At 62.6% G+C, this 18372-nt stretch carries 19 protein-coding genes; 13 read left to right on the top strand and 6 right to left on the bottom strand.

All coding sequences use genetic code 11. The features are described from left to right. The first annotated feature begins 180 nt into the window (after positions 1–180). Positions 181–663, top strand: coding sequence for a phosphohistidine phosphatase SixA (gene sixA, locus ACK3CV_RS17820; RefSeq protein WP_004936230.1), 483 nt, complete (start codon positions 181–183; stop codon positions 661–663). 67 nt (positions 664–730) lie between these two features. Here sixA and smrB read toward each other — a convergent pair whose 3' ends face one another. Beyond that, positions 731–1261 carry an endonuclease SmrB gene (gene smrB, locus ACK3CV_RS17815; protein WP_033635388.1) on the bottom strand — a complete coding sequence of 177 codons (531 nt, stop codon included), beginning with the start codon at positions 1259–1261 and terminating at the stop codon, positions 731–733. Positions 1262–1431: 170 nt separating this feature from the next. On the opposite strand from smrB, the gene prmB reads away from it, so the two are divergent. The 6 genes from prmB to ACK3CV_RS17785 all read left to right on the top strand — a co-directional run bounded on the left by prmB (position 1432) and on the right by ACK3CV_RS17785 (position 6110). Continuing rightward, positions 1432–2364, top strand: coding sequence for a 50S ribosomal protein L3 N(5)-glutamine methyltransferase (gene prmB / locus ACK3CV_RS17810; protein WP_028127753.1), 933 nt, complete (start codon positions 1432–1434; stop codon positions 2362–2364). A 65-nt stretch (positions 2365–2429) separates the two neighbouring features. Continuing rightward, complete coding sequence (gene aroC / locus ACK3CV_RS17805) at positions 2430–3515, top strand: chorismate synthase (protein WP_033635387.1); 1086 nt, start codon at positions 2430–2432, stop codon at positions 3513–3515. A 5-nt stretch (positions 3516–3520) separates the two neighbouring features. Then, on the top strand, positions 3521–4348 hold the full coding sequence (gene mepA / locus ACK3CV_RS17800; RefSeq protein ID WP_164040022.1) for a penicillin-insensitive murein endopeptidase: 828 nt from the start codon (positions 3521–3523) through the stop codon (positions 4346–4348). A gap of 3 nt (positions 4349–4351) precedes the next feature. After that, on the top strand, positions 4352–5158 hold the full coding sequence (locus ACK3CV_RS17795) for a sulfite exporter TauE/SafE family protein (RefSeq protein WP_033635385.1): 807 nt from the start codon (positions 4352–4354) through the stop codon (positions 5156–5158). 80 nt (positions 5159–5238) lie between these two features. Beyond that, positions 5239–5796 carry an elongation factor P hydroxylase gene (locus ACK3CV_RS17790; RefSeq protein WP_033653734.1) on the top strand — a complete coding sequence of 186 codons (558 nt, stop codon included), beginning with the start codon at positions 5239–5241 and terminating at the stop codon, positions 5794–5796. A gap of 32 nt (positions 5797–5828) precedes the next feature. Then, positions 5829–6110, top strand: a complete 282-nt coding sequence (locus ACK3CV_RS17785) for a YfcL family protein (protein ID WP_086580236.1) — start codon at positions 5829–5831, stop codon at positions 6108–6110. A gap of 41 nt (positions 6111–6151) precedes the next feature. Here ACK3CV_RS17785 and mnmC read toward each other — a convergent pair whose 3' ends face one another. Next, positions 6152–8173, bottom strand: coding sequence for a bifunctional tRNA (5-methylaminomethyl-2-thiouridine)(34)-methyltransferase MnmC2/FAD-dependent 5-carboxymethylaminomethyl-2-thiouridine(34) oxidoreductase MnmC1 (mnmC, locus tag ACK3CV_RS17780; protein ID WP_164141655.1), 2022 nt, complete (start codon positions 8171–8173; stop codon positions 6152–6154). A 170-nt stretch (positions 8174–8343) separates the two neighbouring features. Between mnmC and fabB the strand changes: the two genes are divergently transcribed. Beyond that, on the top strand, positions 8344–9564 hold the full coding sequence (gene fabB / locus ACK3CV_RS17775; RefSeq protein WP_039564934.1) for a beta-ketoacyl-ACP synthase I: 1221 nt from the start codon (positions 8344–8346) through the stop codon (positions 9562–9564). A gap of 212 nt (positions 9565–9776) precedes the next feature. Then, on the top strand, positions 9777–9998 hold the full coding sequence (locus ACK3CV_RS17770) for a putative periplasmic lipoprotein (protein WP_004936201.1): 222 nt from the start codon (positions 9777–9779) through the stop codon (positions 9996–9998). A 62-nt stretch (positions 9999–10060) separates the two neighbouring features. Here ACK3CV_RS17770 and apbE read toward each other — a convergent pair whose 3' ends face one another. Continuing rightward, positions 10061–11092, bottom strand: coding sequence for an FAD:protein FMN transferase ApbE (gene apbE / locus ACK3CV_RS17765; protein ID WP_164141657.1), 1032 nt, complete (start codon positions 11090–11092; stop codon positions 10061–10063). A 154-nt stretch (positions 11093–11246) separates the two neighbouring features. Between apbE and ACK3CV_RS17760 the strand changes: the two genes are divergently transcribed. After that, positions 11247–12359, top strand: coding sequence for an SLC13 family permease (locus tag ACK3CV_RS17760; protein WP_164141659.1), 1113 nt, complete (start codon positions 11247–11249; stop codon positions 12357–12359). Here ACK3CV_RS17760 and pepT read toward each other — a convergent pair. Further along, the gene (pepT, locus tag ACK3CV_RS17755; protein WP_103772918.1) at positions 12356–13603 is read right to left on the bottom strand and encodes a peptidase T; all 1248 of its coding nucleotides are present in this window, start codon (positions 13601–13603) and stop codon (positions 12356–12358) included. The genes ACK3CV_RS17760 and pepT overlap by 4 nt on opposite strands. 217 nt (positions 13604–13820) lie before the next feature. Here pepT and ACK3CV_RS17750 point away from each other — a divergent pair, with 217 nt between their 5' ends. Continuing rightward, positions 13821–14717 (top strand): endonuclease/exonuclease/phosphatase family protein, encoded by an 897-nt coding sequence (locus tag ACK3CV_RS17750; RefSeq protein ID WP_164141661.1) that lies wholly within the window; start codon positions 13821–13823, stop codon positions 14715–14717. A 27-nt stretch (positions 14718–14744) separates the two neighbouring features. Here ACK3CV_RS17750 and pdxR read toward each other — a convergent pair whose 3' ends face one another. Beyond that, on the bottom strand, positions 14745–16178 hold the full coding sequence (pdxR, locus tag ACK3CV_RS17745; protein ID WP_164141663.1) for a MocR-like pyridoxine biosynthesis transcription factor PdxR: 1434 nt from the start codon (positions 16176–16178) through the stop codon (positions 14745–14747). A gap of 93 nt (positions 16179–16271) precedes the next feature. On the opposite strand from pdxR, the gene ACK3CV_RS17740 reads away from it, so the two are divergent. Next, positions 16272–16727: a rhodanese-like domain-containing protein gene (locus ACK3CV_RS17740; protein WP_164141665.1), complete on the top strand. Its 456-nt coding sequence runs from the start codon at positions 16272–16274 to the stop codon at positions 16725–16727. A gap of 4 nt (positions 16728–16731) precedes the next feature. Here the strand turns inward: ACK3CV_RS17740 and flk are convergent, their stop codons facing one another. Continuing rightward, positions 16732–17760, bottom strand: a complete 1029-nt coding sequence (flk, locus tag ACK3CV_RS17735; RefSeq protein WP_164141667.1) for a flagella biosynthesis regulator Flk — start codon at positions 17758–17760, stop codon at positions 16732–16734. 205 nt (positions 17761–17965) lie between these two features. Between flk and ACK3CV_RS17730 the strand changes: the two genes are divergently transcribed. Then, entirely contained in the window at positions 17966–18328 is a 363-nt protein-coding gene (locus tag ACK3CV_RS17730; protein ID WP_033635372.1) for a hypothetical protein, read from the top strand. The last annotated feature ends 44 nt before the right edge of the window (positions 18329–18372 follow it).

Genomic DNA, 18372 nt, shown 5'->3' with positions numbered 1-18372 from the left:
GGGAGGATTGCTGTAAAAAACAGCGTTTTCTTTAGGCAAACTTTCAGGCAAAATGCCCGGCCGCCATAAAGAGACGGCGCGTTATCGTTTTAAAGCTTTGGCTTTGGGTTGTAAAACTCGGCGGTACAGCACGCACGGCGTTTCTGTATAGCGTTACTTTGTCAACAACAGCGGTGCAATATGCAAGTTTTGATTATGCGTCACGGAGAGGCGGCGCTCGAGGCAGCCAGCGATGCGGTAAGGCCCCTTACCCTGTGCGGCCGCGACGAGTCCCGTCAGATGGCGGCCTGGTTGAACACCAAGTCTGTGGATATTGAACGCGTGCTGGTCAGCCCCTATCTGCGGGCCGAACAGACGCTGGCGACGGTGCGTGAAGCCTTGACGCTGCCGGAGGGCGAAGAAGTGCTGCCCGAGCTGACGCCGGGCGGTAACGCCGAACAGGTCGGCAGCTATCTGCAGGCGCTGGCGATGCAAGGGGTGAGCTCGGTGCTGATCGTGTCGCACCTGCCGCTGGTGGGGTATCTGGTAGCCGAACTGTGCCCGGGCGAGTGCCCGCCGATGTTCGCGACCTCGGCGATTGCCAACGTCGATCTGCCGGCGGACGGCAGCTACGGCAAGTTTGAATGGCAGGTCAGCCCGTCGCAGGTGATGGCCAAAGTGTGAACCGCGGATGCGGTGTGGAATAAACTCAGGGCGATGTCTGACATCGCCCTGAGTCGTTTCTGCGGGTCTACTCGGCCAGCTCCACCAACAGCAGGATGGCGGCGTTGCCGCCCCATTCCTTCGGCGCCTGGTGGAACGCCAGCACGTCGGGATGCTGCGCCAGCCACAGCGGCGTTTGCTGTTTGAGAATGTGCTTGCCGTGCCCGTGCATCACGCAGGCGCAGTGTACATGTTCGCGTTTGCAGGCGGCGATCAGCGCCCCCAGCTCCTGCTTGGCCTGCAGCTGGGTCAGGCCGTGCAAATCGAGAAACAGCTCCGGCGAGTAATCGCCGCGTCGCAGCTTCTTCAGCTCATACGGGCTGCTGCCGGGGCGCACGTAGCGCGTCGGGCCTTCTTCTTCCAGCTGCGGCTGGTATTCATCTGAAAAATAATAGCTGGCATCGACCTGCTCCTGCAGCAGCCGCTGCGGGGCAATCTGTTTGACCTTGGGCTTCGGCGGGCGGTGGACGATGGTGTCCTGGCGCAGCTTTTTCGCGCCCGCCACCGACTCTCTGAAGAGCTGTTGTTCGTCTTGGCTCAGAGGGGGCTTGTTCTTCATGCTTCATTCACCGGAAATCGTTTATTTCGCTAGTTTACCTTGTGAATGAGCGCTGTCGACGCAAAACTCGGGCCAGAGTGAAAAGCGCGAGGGGCAAGCGTGATTTGTCGCGGGCTTCATGGCAAACTATGCGGCTAAATCATGAAACACAGCGCCTGCCGGAGGGCAAATTGGACAAAATTTTCGTCGACGAAGCAGTGAACGAACTGCACACCATTCAAGATATGCTGCGCTGGACGGTAAGCCGCTTCAACGCCGCCAATATCTATTATGGTCACGGAACCGATAATCCGTGGGACGAAGCGGTGCAATTGGTGCTGCCAAGCCTGTTCCTGCCGTTGGACATTCCGGAGGACATGCACACCGCCCGTCTGACCTCCAGCGAGCGCCATCGCATCGTTGAGCGCGTGATCCGCCGCGTCAACGAACGCATCCCGGTCGCCTACCTGACCAACAAGGCCTGGTTCTGCGGCATGGAATTCTACGTCGACGAGCGCGTGCTGGTGCCGCGTTCGCCGATCGGCGAGCTGATCAACGATCGCTTCAGCGCGCTGATCCCACACCCGCCACGCCATATCCTCGACATGTGCACCGGCAGCGGCTGTATCGCCATCGCCTGCGGCTACGCTTTCCCTGAAGCGGAAGTGGACGCGGTGGACATCTCCAGCGAGGTGCTGGCGGTGACCGAGCGCAACATTCAGGCGCACGGCGTCGAACACCAGGTGATCCCGATCCGTTCCGATCTGTTCCGCGATGTTCCCGCGATCCAGTACGATCTGATCGTCACCAACCCGCCGTACGTCGATGCGGAAGACATGTCCGATCTGCCGCAGGAGTTCCGCTTTGAGCCGGAGCTGGGCCTGGCGGCGGGCAGCGACGGCCTGAAGCTGGTGCGCCGCATCCTGGCCTGCGCGCCGGACTACCTGACCGACGACGGCGTGCTGATTTGTGAAGTGGGCAACAGCATGGTACACCTGATGGAACAATATCCGGATATTCCGTTCACCTGGCTGGAGTTCGAAAACGGCGGTGACGGCGTGTTCATGCTGACCAAGCAGCAGCTGGTGGATTGCAAGGAACACTTCAGCCTCTATCGCAGCTAAGCCGCATTTTCAGGGCCCGCACGGCGGGCCTCATAACGATAAAAGACTAACGGTAAGGAGCCGTGATGGCAGGAAACAGTATTGGGCAGATTTTCCGCGTCACCACCTTCGGTGAATCTCACGGGGTGGCGCTGGGTTGTATCGTCGACGGCGTGCCGCCCGGCATCCCGCTCACCGAAGCCGATTTGCAACACGATCTGGACCGCCGTCGTCCGGGCACCTCGCGTTACACCACCCAGCGCCGCGAACCGGATCAGGTGCGTATTCTCTCCGGCGTATTCGAAGGCGTGACCACCGGCACCAGCATCGGTTTGATCATTGAGAACACCGATCAGCGCTCGCAAGACTACAGCGCCATCAAAGACGTGTTCCGTCCGGGGCATGCCGACTATACCTACGAACAGAAATACGGCCTGCGCGATTACCGCGGCGGCGGCCGCTCTTCGGCGCGTGAAACCGCCATGCGCGTTGCGGCGGGCGCTATCGCCAAGAAATACCTGCAGCAGAAGTTCGGCGTGCAGGTGCGCGGCTATCTGGCGCAGATCGGCGACGTGACCTGCGAGCTGAAAGACTGGGATCAGGTTGAGCAGAACCCGTTCTTCTGCCCGGATCCGGACAAGCTGGAAGCGCTGGACGAACTGATGCGCGCGCTGAAAAAAGAGGGCGACTCCATCGGCGCCAAGGTCAGCGTGATCGCTGAAAACGTGCCGGTTGGCCTGGGCGAGCCGGTGTTTGACCGCCTCGACGCCGATCTGGCGCACGCGCTGATGAGCATCAATGCGGTGAAAGGCGTGGAGATCGGCGACGGATTTGCCGTGGTGACCAAGCGCGGCAGCGAAAACCGCGATGAAATCACCCCGGAAGGTTTCCAGAGCAACCATGCCGGCGGCATTCTCGGCGGTATCAGCAGCGGCCAACCGGTGGTGGCGCATCTGGCGCTGAAGCCGACCTCCAGCATCATGGTGCCGGGCCGCACCATCAATCGCCAGGGCGAAGCGGTGGAAATGGTCACCCGCGGCCGCCACGATCCGTGCGTGGGTATCCGCGCCGTGCCGATCGCCGAAGCGATGATGGCGATCGTGCTGATGGATCACCTGCTGCGCCAGCGTGCGCAAAACGGTGATGTGGTTTCCGACGTGCCGCGCTGGTAATCGCCATGAAAAACTGGATGTTGGGCCTGGTGGCCCTGACGGCCTCCGCCTCCGCCATGGCGCTGACGCCGTGGCAGAAAATCGATCATCCGGTGGCCGGCGCGCCGCAGGCGGTGGGCGGTTTCGCCAACGGCTGCGTTATCGGCGCCCAGCCGTTGCCGCTGAACTCACCGAACTACCAGGTGATGCGTACCGACCAGCGCCGTTATTTCGGCCACCCGGATCTGTTGGCGTTCATTCAGCGCCTCAGCAGCCAGGCGAATCAGAAAGCGCTGGGCACGGTGCTGATCGGCGATATGGCGATGCCGGCCGGCGGGCGCTTCAGCAGCGGCCACGCCAGCCACCAGTCGGGGCTCGACGTCGACATCTGGCTGCAGCTGCCGCGCCAACGCTGGAGCGCGCAGCAATTGCTGAAGCCGCAGCCTATCGATCTGGTGTCAAGTGACGGCAAGCAGGTAGTGGCGCGCCAATGGCAGCCGCAGATCGAGTCGCTGATCAAGCTGGCGGCGCAGGATGCGGACGTGACGCGCATCTTCGTCAATCCGGCCATCAAACAGCGTCTGTGTCTGGATGCCGGCGCCGATCGCGCCTGGCTGCACAAGGTGCGGCCGTGGTTCGGTCACCGCGCGCACATGCACGTGCGCCTGCGTTGCCCGGCGGGCAGCCTTGAATGTAAAGAGCAGGATACGCCGCCGCCGGGCGACGGCTGCGGCGCCGAACTGGCGAGCTGGTTCGTGCCGCATCAACCGAACGCCAAACCGGGTAAACCGGTGCCGCCGCCGTTACCGCCGACCTGTCAGGCATTGCTGGATAATCACTTCGCAGCGGAATAATACATGGACTGGTTCGTCATCGGCCCCGAGATGCTCGGGGTGTTGTTTGCGGTAGCGCTGCTGGCGGGGTTTATCGACTCCATCGCCGGCGGTGGCGGGTTGCTGACGGTGCCGGCCTTGCTGGCGGTGGGGGTTCCCCCGGCTCAGGCGTTGGCCACCAACAAACTGCAGTCGGTCGGCGGCTCCTTCTCCGCCAGCCTGTACTTTATTCGTCGGCGTGCGGTGAACCTCAACGACCAGAAGCTGACGATCTTTCTGACGCTGATCGGTTCGATCGCCGGCGCCATTCTGGTGCAGCATATGCGCGCCGATTTGCTGCGGCAGATGTTGCCGCTGCTGGTGATCGGCATCGGCCTCTACTTCCTGCTGATGCCGCGGCTGGGTGAGGAAGATCGTCAACGCCGTCTCGGCGCCTTGCCGTTCGGGCTGGTGGCCGGCGGCTGCGTCGGGTTTTACGACGGCTTCTTCGGCCCCGGCGCCGGATCGTTTTACGCGCTGGCCTATGTGACGCTGTGCGGTTTCAACCTTGCCAAGTCCACGGCGCACGCCAAGGTGCTTAACTTCACCTCCAACGTCGGCGGGTTGGCGCTGTTCATCATCGGCGGCAAGGTGGTGTGGAGCATCGGTCTGGTGATGCTGGTGGGGCAGGTGCTGGGGGCGCGTTTGGGTGCCCACATGGTGCTGACCCGCGGGCAGAAGCTGATTCGGCCGATGATCGTGATAGTCTCGCTGGTGATGAGCCTCAAGCTGCTGTACGACAATCACGGCGCGGAAATTCAGCAGTGGTTGAGCGCCCTGGTGCACGGTTAAAGATGAAGAGAGGGCGTTGCTTACGCGCCCTGTCTTATCGGGTATAATGGCCTCTTTATTTTTGTGGTTATAGAGTTTTTATGTCAGACACACAGACCCGTCATCACTATGAGCAACTGATCGAGATCTTCAATCAATGCTTCAGCGATGACTACAACACCCGCCTGGTGAAGGGCGACGACGAGCCGATCTACCTGCCGGCCGACGACGAACTGCCGTATCACCGCATCGTATTCGCCCACGGCTTCTACGCCAGCGGCCTGCACGAAATCTCGCACTGGTGCATCGCCGGCGAAGCGCGCCGCCAGCTGGTGGACTTCGGTTACTGGTATTGCCCGGACGGGCGCGACGCGCAAACCCAGAGTGAATTCGAAGCGGTGGAGATCAAACCGCAGGCGCTGGAGTGGATGTTCTGCGTGGCGGCCGGTTTCCCGTTTAACGTCAGCTGCGACAACCTGAACGGCGACTGCGAGCCGGATCGCATCGCGTTCCAGCGCAAGGTGCGCGACCGGGTATTGGCGCTGCTGGAGCAGGGAATACCCACACGGCCTGCGCGCTTTATTCAGGCGTTGCAATCGTTCTACAATACGCCACCGTTGGCGGCCGAGCATTTTCCGTATCCGGAAGATCTCAACTGACGCCACAGCCCGTTATTTAATGAGGAAATTTGATGATCGCAGAATTCGAAGCGCGCATTTTGGCGCTGATTGATGACATGGTAGAGCACGCCAGCGATGATGAACTGTTTGCCGGTGGCTACCTGCGCGGTCATCTGACGCTGGCGGTGGCCGAATCGGAAGAGCAGGGTGAGCACACTGCCGAAGCGCTGAAAGCGCGGGTGGAGGAGAGCCTGCACAAAGCGATCGCCGCCGGGGAACTCTCGCCGCCGGATCAGATCCTGGTGCGCGGCATGTGGGAAAACCTTTATCAGGCCGCTACCCCTGCCGCCTGACCGCCATGCCGGGGCGCGCCGCCGCGCCCCTCATTCATGAATTAAACCGCACGTCCTTTCAGCAGCTTCCTCACCCACATCCGATTTGGATTCAACGCCGCCAGCAGGCGCGCATCGCCCGGCAACGGTTCGCCGAACAGCTGCGCCGCCAGAATTTCCGCCGCCAGCGGCGCCGAGCACAGCCCGCGCGATCCCAACCCGCCGATAGCGAACAGGCCGGGATAGACCGGCGCATCGGCGACGGTTTCGCCGCGCTGGTTTCGCCGCTGCAAATCCTGATACTGCGTCACCGTGGCCTGATAGTCCGGCAGCGCGCCGACCATCGGCAGATGATCGCGGGTGGCGCTGCGCACGCCGCAGCGCGCCTGATGAGCGCTGACGTCCACCTGCTGCGGCCAGGCCTGCTCCGGCAGGCAGCGCAGCAGGCGCTCGCGGTTTTCCTGTTGCTCCTGCTCGCGGTAGTCGGTGGCGGTGTCGCCGCGCTGGTAGCTGGCGCCGATGCAGTGTTGGCCGTTGTTGGCGTTGACCGGCGTCAGGTAGCCGTCGTAGCACAACACCTGTTTCAGTTGACCGAGGGACGGCGAGGTTGGGATGTGCGACACCTGCCCGCGCACCGCATACAGCGGCAGGGCTTGCGTCGGCGCCAGCTCGGCCAACCGGTGGCCGTTGGCCAGGATCACCGTCGCATGGCGGCGGCTTTCGCCGTGGGCGAAATCGATGCGCCAGCCGTTTTCTTCCTGCGTCAGCCTCTGTGCATCGTGCTGGTATTGGCAGACCAAGCCCTGACGCTGCGCCAGCGTGATAGCGCCGCGCGTCAGCTCGGCCGGGCAGAGCCAGCCGCCTAGCGGGTAGGTGATGCCGCCAAAGCCGGTATCGACGCCGCACAGTTCGCTGAGCGTTTCGCGGTCGGCTGCCGCCGCCAGCGCCGGCGGCCAGTCGGTTTTCAGCATATTGGCGATCTTGGCGCCGCTCTTTTCGTCGTAGGCCAGCTGGCTGACGCCGCACCACTGGTGATCAAAGGCGACGCCTTGTTGCAACAGGGCATCGTATTGCCGGCGGGCGAAAGGAAACGCGGCGCTGAAGAAACTCTCCAGCGCGTCGCCGCTGCCGTTCAGCAGGGGGTAAATCGCCCCCTGACGATTGCCGGATGCGCCCTCGGCCGGCAGCTCGTCGGCGCAGTACAGCGTGACGGTGGCGCCGCGCCGCAATAGGGCCAACGCGGTGAGCGCGCTGGCGACGCCGCCGCCGATCAGAGCGATGTCGGCGGTGTTGTCCGCCGCCGGACGCCGATACCAGGGTGCCGGGTGGCGCGTGGGCTGCGCATCGGCCGGCAGACAGCCGGCGAGCATCTCACGCTTTTGGCCGAAGCCTTTGCAACGGTTGACCTGAAAACCGGCCTGTTGCAAGCCGCGGCGCACGAAGCCGGCGGCGGTAAAGGTGGCGAAGCTGCCTTCCGGCCGGGCGAAACGCGCCATGGCGGCGAACAGTTGCTCGGTCCACATGTCGGGATTTTTGGCCGGTGCGAAGCCGTCGAGGAACCAGGCGTCGACCTGGTTATTCATGCTGGCGTCGAACTGCGGCAGCAGTTCGTTGACGTCGCCGAACCACAGATCGAGCGTAATGCGGCCTTCGGCCAACAGCAGGCGATGGCAGCCCGGCAGCGGCAGCGGCCATTGGGCGCGCAGCTCATCGGCATAGGGAGCCAGCTCCGGCCAGCGCGCATGCGCCGCCGCCAGATCGGCCTGCTGCAGGGGGAATTTCTCGAAGCTGATAAAGTGCAGGCGTTGCAGCGCGGCGTCCGGCTCGGCCTGGCGGAAGCCCGCGAAGGCCTGCCACAGCGTAAGGAAATTGAGCCCGGTGCCGAAGCCGGTTTCCGCCACCACCAGCAGCGGGCGCGGGTGAGTGGCGAAACGCTGCGGCAGCCGGTTGCCGTGCAGAAAGACATAGCGGGTTTCTTCCAGCCCATCCTGATTGGAAAAATAGACGTCATCAAACTGTTTCGAAACAGGTGTACCCTGTTCGTTCCAGGTTAGCGTTGCGGTTTGGATGGGGGCGTGGTTCACGGTCAATAGCTCGAAATTCAAGGGATGCCGCGAATTCTAACGGCGCTGGCGCCCTGGCGCAAACTGGACAACAATAAAGCTGAAAAACGCTGATCGGACTTGTTCGGCTTACATCTGTACGCTAAAGTGCGATGCAAAATCCCGTAGGTAAATAGTGGAAGAGGTATTGAATGAAACGTGCAGTGATTACTGGCCTGGGAGTTGTCTCCAGCATTGGTAATAACCAGCAGGAGGTCCTGGCGAGCCTGCAGGAAGGACGTTCTGGGATCACTTTCTCCCAGGAGCTGAAAGATTCCGGCATGCGTAGTCACGTATGGGGGCAAGTTAAGCTCGACACGACCGGCCTGATCGACCGCAAGGTGGTGCGTTTCATGAGCGATGCTTCCATCTATGCCTTCCTGGCGATGCAAGAAGCGATCGCTTCTTCCGGCCTGAAGGAAGAAGAGTATCAAAACAACCCGCGCGTGGGCCTGATCGCCGGTTCCGGCGGTGGTTCTCCGCGCTTCCAGGTGTTCGGCGCCGATGCGATGCGCAGCCCGCGCGGCCTGAAAGCGGTTGGCCCATACGTGGTCACCAAAGCTATGGCTTCCGGCGTTTCCGCCTGCCTGGCGACGCCGTTCAAAATCCACGGCGTGAACTACTCCATCAGCTCCGCTTGCGCGACCTCCGCACACTGCATCGGTAACGCGGTTGAGCAAATCCAGCTGGGCAAACAGGACATCGTGTTCGCCGGCGGCGGCGAAGAGCTGTGCTGGGAAATGGCCTGCGAGTTCGACGCGATGGGCGCGCTGTCCACCAAGTATAACGACACGCCGGAAAAAGCCTCCCGTACTTACGACGCCGATCGTGACGGTTTCGTCATCGCCGGCGGCGGCGGTATGGTGGTAGTTGAAGAACTGGAACACGCGCTGGCGCGCGGTGCGCACATCTACGCGGAAATCGTTGGCTACGGCGCAACGTCTGACGGCGCAGACATGGTAGCGCCATCGGGCGAAGGCGCGGTGCGCTGCATGAAGATGGCGATGCAGGATCTGGATGCGCCGATCGACTACATCAACGTGCACGGCACCTCCACGCCGGTGGGCGACGTGAAAGAGCTGGGCGCGATTCGCGAAGTGTTCGGCGACAATACCCCGGCTATCTCCTCCACCAAGGCGATGACCGGTCACTCGCTGGGCGCCGCAGGCGTGCAGGAAGCGATCTACAGCCTGCTGATGCTGGAGCACGGCTTTATCGCGCCGAGCATCAACATCGAAACCCTGGATGAGCAGGCGGCCGGCATGAACATCGTGACTCAGCCGACTCAGCGCGAGCTGACCACCGTGATGTCCAACAGCTTCGGCTTCGGCGGCACCAACGCCACCCTGGTAATGCGCAAACTGGCGAAATAATCCCGCCTGAGTCTCACCTCGCTATCAAGCCCGCGTTTTCGCGGGCTTTTTACTGGCCGAAGCCCGCCGGCCGGGCGCTCGGAGTTTTCCCAAATCACATCCCCTGACACATCATTACCTCGCCATTACATGCGTTGGGCATACAATAGCCGGGTAGCGTGATTATCGCTCGGCGTAGTTTTCCAAAGTGATCGAACATTGAGGCACGAAGTATGAAAAAGTTAATTGCGGTTGGGTTACTGTCGGCCGTGTTGGCCGGATGCGCCACCGATTCTCCCTGCGTGCCGGTCTACGATGACCAGGGGCGCCTGGTGCACACCAACACCTGCATGAAGGGCACCACTCAGGATAACTGGGAAACCGCGGGTGCGATCGCCGGCGGCGCGGCGGCGGTTGCCGGCCTGACTCTCGGCATCATCGCGCTGACCAAGTGATCGGCGCAGCGCCTGCGGGCGCATGCAACCAGCCCGGCCATCGCGCGCCGGGCTTTTTTATTTCACTGCACCAAAAACGCCTTGAACTGCGGCGTCATCACGGCGCTGAAACCGTCGTCGGTTTTGCTGATCAGGTAGACCGCCAGCCCTTTCTCTTCGGCAAGTTTCAACGCCTTCTCCGTGCCCAGCACCATCAGGCCGGTATCCCAGCCGTCGGCCTCGAGCGCGGTGGGGGCGATCACCGTGGCGGAAACCAGGCGGTGGTTGATCGGCCTGCCGGTGGTCGGATCGATGACATGGGAGTAGCGCTGGCCGTTTTGTTCGAAGTAGTTGCGGTAGCTGCCGGCGGTGCTGATGCCGTAACCGTGCAGATCCACCAGCGCCTGCACCGCATTTTCACGGTCGGTCGGCTTTTGGAGCGCCACCCGCCAGGGTTTGCCCTGGCCGTTGACGCCGCGTGAAGAGACCGCGCCGCCGACCGATACCAGGTAGTTGGTAATGCCGTTGCGGTTCATCAGGCGCACCAGTTCATCGGCGCCGTAGCCTTCGCCCAGCGTCGAGAGATCGACATACATATCCGGCAGATCTTTTTGCAGCCACTCCCCGCGATTGTCGCTGATCAGCTTCAGGTGCTGCAGGCCGGTGCGCTGCTTCGCCGCGTCGATCTGTGCCTGTTCCGGCACTTTGACCGGGTGTTTGTCGGGGCCGAACCCCCACAGGTTCACCAGTGGGCCGACGGTGATGTCCATGGCGCCGCCGGTATCGCGGCCGATGCGCTGCGCCATCAGCACGATGTCTGCCATGCCGCGCGGGATCGGCTGCGGTTCGAGGCCGGCGCTGCGGTTAAATTGCGACAGCACCGAGTCGGCGCGGTAGGTGGAGATATCGTCGTTGGCCCGTTCGAGCACCGCGTCGATCTGCCGCTGCAGTTCTTGCTTGCCGATCGCGACGTCACCGCTGACTTTAACGCTGTAGAAGGTGCCCATGGTTTTGCCGTCGATATCGATTTGCGGGCGGGAGGAGGCATCGTCGCAGGCGGCGAGCAGGGCGCATAAGGCGCTGAGCAACGCCCCTTTGGCGAACAGGGAAGCCATAACATGTCCTTTGAAAACGAGAAAGCCGCTACAAATAAAGTAAAGCGCGGCAAATGGAAAGCGGATAAAGGTAAAATAGCATTTTGCTGGCGTTGCGGCTGCGCCTGAGATAACGTCTCGCTCATGCTTTTCGCTGAGGTTTCAAGCTGCCACCATGAGTGCAACCGCCATTTCCCGGCTTATCCACCCCTTTGTCAAAGACCGTTTCCTGCACGTGCTGTTGCTGGCCGGCGTAGCGATGTTCGCCTTTCATCCGCAGCCGCTGGCGGCACTGGGCGGGTTCATCGACGGCCGCACCCTCATTACTCTGTTGGGGCTGATGCTGCTGACCAAAGGCGTCGAGGTCAGTGGCTACTTCGACTTCGTGGGCCGCAAGATTATCAACCGGTTGCACAGCGAACGGCGGCTGGCGCTGTTCCTGGTGTTTTCCGCTGCGCTGCTGTCGTCGTTTCTGACCAACGACGTGGCGCTGTTTATCGTCATTCCGCTCACCATCACGCTGAAAAAGCTGTCGGCGCTGCCGGTTGGCCGTTTGATCATCTTTCAGGCGCTGGCGGTGAACGCCGGTTCGCTGCTGACGCCGATCGGCAACCCGCAAAATATCCTGCTGTGGAGCCGCTCCGGCCTTTCTTTCCTCGGCTTCATCGGCCAGATGGCGCCGTTTGGCGCCGCGATGATGCTGAGCCTGCTGGCGTTGACCTGGTTCAGCTTCCCGGCGCGCGACATCGTGAAAACGCCGAATACCGAGGGCTACCCCTATCAACGGCCGCTGTTGCTGAGCTGCGTGGGGCTGTATGCGATCTTCCTGCTGTGCCTGGATATCGGCCTGCCGCTGTATGGGCTGCTGGCGGTGTTCGCCGGCTTTTTGTTGCTGGCGCGCCGGGTGCTGTTGCAGATCGACTGGAGCCTGATTTTCGTGTTCGCCGCCATGTTTATCGATGTCGGCCTGTTTACCCGCCTGCCGCCGCTTCAGCCGGCGTTTGCCGCTATCGCCGGGCTGAACGACGGCGGGGTGTATGCGTTGGGCGTTGGGCTGTCGCAGATCGTCAGCAACGTGCCGGCCACCATTTTGCTGCTCAACTATGTGCCCTCCAGTGCGCAGTTGGCCTATGCGGTCAATGCCGGCGGCTTCGGGTTGGCGATCGGCTCGCTCGCCAACCTGATTGCGCTGCGCATGGCGGGGGAGCGCAAGATCTGGTTGCGCTTCCACTATTACTCGCTGCCGCTGCTGGCGTGGGCCGCGCTGGTCGGCTGGCTATTGAGCTAACTCTGATTACCGCTCTGCCGGGCGGCCAGCAGGCAAATGCTGCGGGTCACCTGGTAGGATTTCACGAAGGCGCTGACGGGTAAAAACTCGAAGCGCGAGTGGAAGTTATGCGCGCCGGTGAAGTAATTGGGCGTCAGGATGCCGCGGCTCGAGAGCGCCGCGCCGTCGGTGCCGCCGCGCATCGGGATCACCTTCGGCGGGATGCCGTGGGCGGCAAGGGCGCCGAAGATCAGATCGATGGCGCGCCGATCTTCGCCGATGGCGTTGCTGATGTTGCTGTAGATGTCGCTGATGCTGCAGCTGACGTTGGCGCGCGGATAGCCGGCCGCCACCTGACGCACTGTCTCCTCAAGGCGGGCTTTGCGCGCCTCGAACGCCGCGCTATCGAAGTCGCGAATCGACACCTTCAGCGTCGCCTGATTGGCATTGGCGGCCAGATCGGTGAACCAGAAATAGCCCTCGCGCCCGTCGGTGTGTTCCGGGGTATCCTGCACGTCGAAGCGGTTGATGATGTCGTTGGCGATACGTATCGGGTTGATTAACACGTTTTTCGCCGACATCGGGTGCGCGGTCACCCCCTCGATGCGGATTTCCGCCGCCGCCGCGTTGAAATTCTCGTAAACCACTTCACCCAGTTCGCAGCAGTCGATGGTGTAGGCGAAATCGACGGGGAAACGCTGCAGATCCAGCGCCTTGGCGCCGCGCAGGCCGATCTCTTCATCCGGCACGAACGCCACCACGATATCGCCGTGGCGATCGGCGGCGGCCAGGTTGGCCAGCAGCGTCATCACCACGGTGACCGCCGCCTTGTTGTCGGCGCCCAGCACGCTGGTGCCGTCGCTGAACAGGATCTCTTCGTTGCGGTAGGGCAGGATCTCCGGGTGTTCGGCGACCCGCAGCCAGATGTCTTGCTCGGCGTTCAGGCATACATCTTCGCCGGTGAAGCGCAGGCGCTGCGGGCGAATTTCGGGCGACAGGCCGACGTCCACGGTGTCGATATGGGTGATGAAGCCGATGCGCGGCGCGCCGGGCTGGGTGCCGGGCTTGCGGGCGGTGACGGTGGCGTGGTCGTCTATCTGCACGTCGGCCAGGCCGAGCCGGCGCAGCTCTTCCGCCAGCAGCTGCGCCATTTCATGCTGCCCCGGCGTGCTGGGCAGGGTGGTTGCGGCGGCATTGCTCTGGCTAGTGACCGCCAGGTAGCGGAAGAAACGTTCGGTAAGCTGTTCGGCAATCGGGCTGGTCATCGGAACTCCTCGCGGTTGGCAATCTACCGGTTTTAAAACGAAATCAGCCGTTTGTCCAACGGTGCAATGCGTAAACCGCCAGAATGCGAAGCATCGCGCAGAAACGAAAAATAGCGGTGCAACTAGGAAATAGTCGCAGGTTTCTGCGGCAAAATCGGTGTTAGCTGTGGGCCGGGAAGCGCCTACATAACACTTATCTGTCCCTCAAGGAGAATTCATGCACACCGGTCACGCTCTGCTTATCACCTTACTGTCCCTGGGCCTCTCTCACAGCGCCTGGGCCTCTGCCGATGCCGGCAATGCCAACAGCAACGCCAACAGCCGCGAAGTGGCCAGCGCGTTGGGTGGCCTGAAAAATAAAACCTATGAACTGGAGCAGGCGCCGAAGATCCGCGTCGCCAGCTTCAATATCGCCGCCGGCAAGGTCAGCGACATGACCGCCATCGCCAAGGCAATTCGCGCGATGAACGTCGACGTGGTGGCGCTGCAAGAGGTGGATAAACTCACCGCCCGCAGCGGCCGGGTCGATCAGGCGGCGGAGCTGGCGAAGCTGACCAGCATGCAGGCGGTGTTTGGCCGGGCGATCGATCACGACGGCGGCGAATATGGCCTGGCGTTTCTCTCGAAGTATCCGCTGCACGATGCCGTGATCTATCCGCTGCCGTCCGGCCAGCGCGAACAGCGCATCGCCTTCAGCGCCAAGGTTGACGTGCCGGAGTTCCCGGCGCCGATCACGCTGTTCAACGCGCACCTCGATACCAAGGAAGATCCGACGATGCGCCTGGATCAGGTGCGGGAGCTGAACGATCGCGCCATCGAAGTACGCGGTATCAAGCTGCTGTTCGGCGATATGAACGATGTGCCGGGCAGCGTGATCTGGCTGGAGCTGAGCCGCTATTGGAACGACATCATGCCTGACGGGCAGGACGGCCGCAGTTGGCCGGCGGAAAACGCCGAGATCAAGGTGGATTACATCTTCACCGGTAACGCGCAGCGCTGGCATCTGGACAGCCTGACGGTGCCGAACGCCAGCGGCGACTGGAACGGCGTGCATTGGCCGGCGGTGAGCGACCACCTGCCGCTGGTGGCGGAGATGCGCCTGACCGAGCAATAAGCGGGTGGGCGTTCCATTGGGGCCGCGCTAAGCCACGGCGATCCGTGCCAGCCGCTCGACGGCGCTGCGGATCTCGCTCGGCGTCAGGGCCGAAAAGCCCAGCAGCCAGCCGTCGCGCTGCGGCTGCGCCGTCTGGTATTGCGCCTTCAGCCCGGGCGTGAGGATGCCGAGCCGCCGTGCCTGTCGGCTGAGCGCCGCCTCCTGGCCGGGCGGCAGCCAGACGCTGAGCTGCAGGCCGCCGGTGGCGGGAGCGGGCGTGGCGAAGTGGCCGAGTTTTTCGCGTACTTCCGCCAGCAACACATCGCGCCGGCTGCGGTAGAGCTGGCGCATGTAGCGGATATGCGCGGCGAAGTGCCCCTGGTGGATGAATTCGGCGGTGACCGCCTGCATCAGCTGCGCGCTGTGGCCGTCATACACCGTACGCGCGGTGACGAACGCTTCAACCAGCGCGGGCGGGGCGATCAGATACGCCAACCGCAGTGAAGGGAACAGCGACTTGGAGAAGGTGCCGAGGTACAGCACCCGGCCACGGCGATCCAGGCCCTGCATCGCCGGTATCGGCAGGCCGTCGTAATGAAACTCGCTGTCGTAATCGTCCTCGATGATCCAGGCCTGTTGCCGCTCTGCCAGCGCCAGCAACGCCAATCGGCGCGCCAGGCTGAGCGCGGCGCCGGTCGGGTATTGGTGTGAGGGGGTCAGATAAATCAAACGTGGGTCCGGCAAGGAGGATTCAGCACGCAGGCCGTCGCCGTCTACCGCGACCGGCGTCAGGGCGGCGCCGGCGCTGATAAAGGCGTTTCTTGCCCCGGTGTAACCCGGCTCTTCCATCCAGACGCTGTCGCCGCTGTCCAGCAGCAACGTGGCGATCAGCTGCAGCGCCTGCTGCGAACTGGTCAGCACGATAACCTGCCGTGCATCGCAGATCACGCCGCGCGTTTGGTTGACGTGGGCGGCAATCGCCTCACGCAGCGGTAAATAGCCCTGCGGGTCGCCGTAGCGCAGCAGGCTTTCTCCCTGTAGCCGCAGGCGCTGTGCTGTCAGCTGCTTCCACAAGGCCAGCGGAAACGCGCGCAGGTCCGGTGAACCGGCGGCGAACGCCTGTGGCTGCTGCGGATCGCGGCAGCCGCCGGTTTTCACGATCTGTTGGCCGCGCTGTGAAAGGCGCGGCATGCCGGAGCCGCTTGCCGGCGGCGGCGATTTGGCGATGGTAATCGCCACAAAGGAGCCCTGGCCGACGCGGCGCTGCAGATATCCCTCCGCCTCCAACTGACCGTAGGCCGCTTCGACGGTCACTCGCGAGAGGCTCAGATCGCTGGCCAGCACCCGGCTGGAAGGCAGGCGTTGCCCAACGTTCAATGCCCCTTGATGGATGGCCTGCCGCAGTGCGCCGCACAGGCGATCGCGCAGCGTGCCGGCGGTGTGGGGCGATTGCTGAAACAGCGTGACCAGCGAGTGCCGCATAATTGGCCTTATGATTTATTGGAAATGGGTATCAATCATAAGACCAAAATGAGGCACTATTGTCATCTGTCTTGATGCACGGGAGTGAGTGGTATGTCGAAAGAATCATTGGTGCTGGCTTTTCCACCGGCGGTGCCGGAAGAGAGCCTGGCTTACCTGGTGGCCAAGCTGAGCCGCTATGCGGATGCCTGGGACGTGGCGGAAGATCTGCGCAACGGCGTGGACGGGATAGTGGTGATCGACACCCGCGCAGAGGCGCTGTACGCCGCCGGGCATATCCCCGGGGCGATCAGCTTGCCGCATCGCCTGATGGATGAAGCCGGCACGGCGCAGCTGGATCGCGAAAAAGTGTATGTGACCTACTGCGACGGCATCGGCTGCAACGGTTCCACCAAAGGCGCCTACAAGCTGGCGAAGCTGGGATTCAGGGTGAAGGAGCTGATCGGCGGGCTGGATTTCTGGCTGCGCGACGGCCATCCGTTGGCCATCGGCGAACAGCCGGGATCGCTGCGCGATCGGGCGGCTGCTGAGGACTGCGGCTGCGCCTGAGGCGTTAAAACACCAGCGCCAGTACGATCGCCAGCGCCACCAGCAGCAGGATCAGTGCCACGGCAGGCTTGCTGAGTGCTTTTTGCAGCGGCAGCGGCAGGGCGGCGATCAGCGGGTTGAGCAGCGGCTGCAGCTCGACGGGCTGGCTGACGATCGGCTGCGCCTGGCCGGCCTTCTCCAGGCGGCGGGCAAACAGCTGATGAATGGCGTCGCTCATCTGCGGATGCGTCAGCGGCGCATTGGCGCCGCAGTTGAAGCGCGTCTGGCAGTAGTCGTTCATCTGCTGCAGCTCTTGCTCGTCTGCCGGCTGCTTGAGTGCCGCCAGCAAATTGTTCAGCGTCGGCGCGCTCTGCGGGCTGAGGGCCACCTTTACTTGCAAGAATTGGTTTAACAGCTGGAAGTGGCGCGCCGGCAGCGGATCGTTGGTTTTCACACCCGCCAGATCAAACAGTGTTTGCCAGATTTTAGCCGGCGCTTCGCCGGTGGCGGCGCTGAGTTTGGTGACCTGCTGCTGCAGGCTTTGATGCTCTGCGGGCAGCAGCGGGCGATCGCTGGTGGCGGTTTGCTGCGGCTGGGGAATGGCCAGGCCGCCGGTCTGCAACAGATTCAGCACCTGCTGCAGCTGCGGTGGGCTCAGCTGGCTCAGTACCGTGTGGCCGAACTGCTGGCGAATAAAGTCGCTGACCGCCTGGCGGTTGTTGCCCTGCGGCAGCAATTCGGCCAGCTGTTGCAACAGCTGGCGCCCGGCATGGTTTTGCTGCGCCTGCGTCAGGCGCGTTTGCAGCAGCTGTTCCGCCGGTTGAAAATGACGCGCCAGCAGTTCACCGCCGTTATCGGCGCCGAGATCGTGACGCAGAGTCGCCCAGATCTCCGCTGGCTTTGCCGGGCTGAGCGTCATGATTTTCACGATCAGCTTTTCCAGCGTCGTGCGCTGCGCCGGAGAGAGGGGTTGATCGTCAGTGGCCGCCGTTTTGCCCGGTGAGGGAGGGCGTTCGCCGGCGATTGGGGTGCCCGGCCCACTCAAAGGTTGCATATCACCAGTCCTTCGCTGTGTATCCCCGCAGAATGCCTGGAGGAGAGAATCATCATCGTACCCGGCGAAAAGCGCAGGCTTACCCACTATGATACCTGTAAATCGCCGCCATCAATACCGCCGCTCAGACATTTCTTTACCGACAAAACGTTGCTAATCGCGCCCGCGCCGCTAAGATAGCCCCAGACCCGAACGTGAGGATGGCATGGTTAAACGGCAGCGGATTGCAAAATGGTTTTTATGCCTGGCTTGCCTGGTGGTGCTGACGTGCATGACCCAGCGCATGGCGGGCCTGCATGCGCTGCAGCAAACGCTGGGGATCCCGGCGGCCACTGCCGTTCAGTCCGGTGATACCGCCGCCGAAGCGCAGCCGACGCCCTGTGAGCTGAGCGCCAAGTCATTGCTGGCCGCGCCGCCGGTGATGTTCGAAACCGTGCTGTTCGGGCTGGGTCTGCTGCTGGCGCTGTTGGCGCCGACTATCGCCGCGCGCCTGCGCATTCCTCCTCCCCGCGCCATTTCACCCCCCACCCTCAGGGTGCACCTTCGATTATGCGTCTTCCGTGAATGAGTTAATCGCCCGTTTTTCGCGGTGATTTAATCATTTATGGAGAA

The sequence above is a fragment of the Serratia sp. TSO36 genome, from assembly GCF_057808395.1.
This window is presented reverse-complemented; position numbering and strand designations above follow the sequence as displayed.

What these genes read in the sequence shown, in the direction of transcription:
- flk (WP_164141667.1), bottom strand. Translation starts at nt 17,760, where the DNA reads ATGCAACCTTTGAGTGGGCCGGGCACCCCAATCGCCGGCGAACGCCCT.
- ACK3CV_RS17790 (WP_033653734.1), top strand. Translation starts at nt 5,239, where the DNA reads ATGTCAGACACACAGACCCGTCATCACTATGAGCAACTGATCGAGATC.
- ACK3CV_RS17770 (WP_004936201.1), top strand. Translation starts at nt 9,777, where the DNA reads ATGAAAAAGTTAATTGCGGTTGGGTTACTGTCGGCCGTGTTGGCCGGA.
- sixA (WP_004936230.1), top strand. Translation starts at nt 181, where the DNA reads ATGCAAGTTTTGATTATGCGTCACGGAGAGGCGGCGCTCGAGGCAGCC.
- ACK3CV_RS17750 (WP_164141661.1), top strand. Translation starts at nt 13,821, where the DNA reads ATGCACACCGGTCACGCTCTGCTTATCACCTTACTGTCCCTGGGCCTC.
- pdxR (WP_164141663.1), bottom strand. Translation starts at nt 16,178, where the DNA reads ATGCGGCACTCGCTGGTCACGCTGTTTCAGCAATCGCCCCACACCGCC.
- aroC (WP_033635387.1), top strand. Translation starts at nt 2,430, where the DNA reads ATGGCAGGAAACAGTATTGGGCAGATTTTCCGCGTCACCACCTTCGGT.
- fabB (WP_039564934.1), top strand. Translation starts at nt 8,344, where the DNA reads ATGAAACGTGCAGTGATTACTGGCCTGGGAGTTGTCTCCAGCATTGGT.
- ACK3CV_RS17760 (WP_164141659.1), top strand. Translation starts at nt 11,247, where the DNA reads ATGAGTGCAACCGCCATTTCCCGGCTTATCCACCCCTTTGTCAAAGAC.
- smrB (WP_033635388.1), bottom strand. Translation starts at nt 1,261, where the DNA reads ATGAAGAACAAGCCCCCTCTGAGCCAAGACGAACAACAGCTCTTCAGA.
- apbE (WP_164141657.1), bottom strand. Translation starts at nt 11,092, where the DNA reads ATGGCTTCCCTGTTCGCCAAAGGGGCGTTGCTCAGCGCCTTATGCGCC.
- ACK3CV_RS17785 (WP_086580236.1), top strand. Translation starts at nt 5,829, where the DNA reads ATGATCGCAGAATTCGAAGCGCGCATTTTGGCGCTGATTGATGACATG.
- ACK3CV_RS17795 (WP_033635385.1), top strand. Translation starts at nt 4,352, where the DNA reads ATGGACTGGTTCGTCATCGGCCCCGAGATGCTCGGGGTGTTGTTTGCG.
- mepA (WP_164040022.1), top strand. Translation starts at nt 3,521, where the DNA reads ATGAAAAACTGGATGTTGGGCCTGGTGGCCCTGACGGCCTCCGCCTCC.
- ACK3CV_RS17730 (WP_033635372.1), top strand. Translation starts at nt 17,966, where the DNA reads ATGGTTAAACGGCAGCGGATTGCAAAATGGTTTTTATGCCTGGCTTGC.
- ACK3CV_RS17740 (WP_164141665.1), top strand. Translation starts at nt 16,272, where the DNA reads ATGTCGAAAGAATCATTGGTGCTGGCTTTTCCACCGGCGGTGCCGGAA.
- pepT (WP_103772918.1), bottom strand. Translation starts at nt 13,603, where the DNA reads ATGACCAGCCCGATTGCCGAACAGCTTACCGAACGTTTCTTCCGCTAC.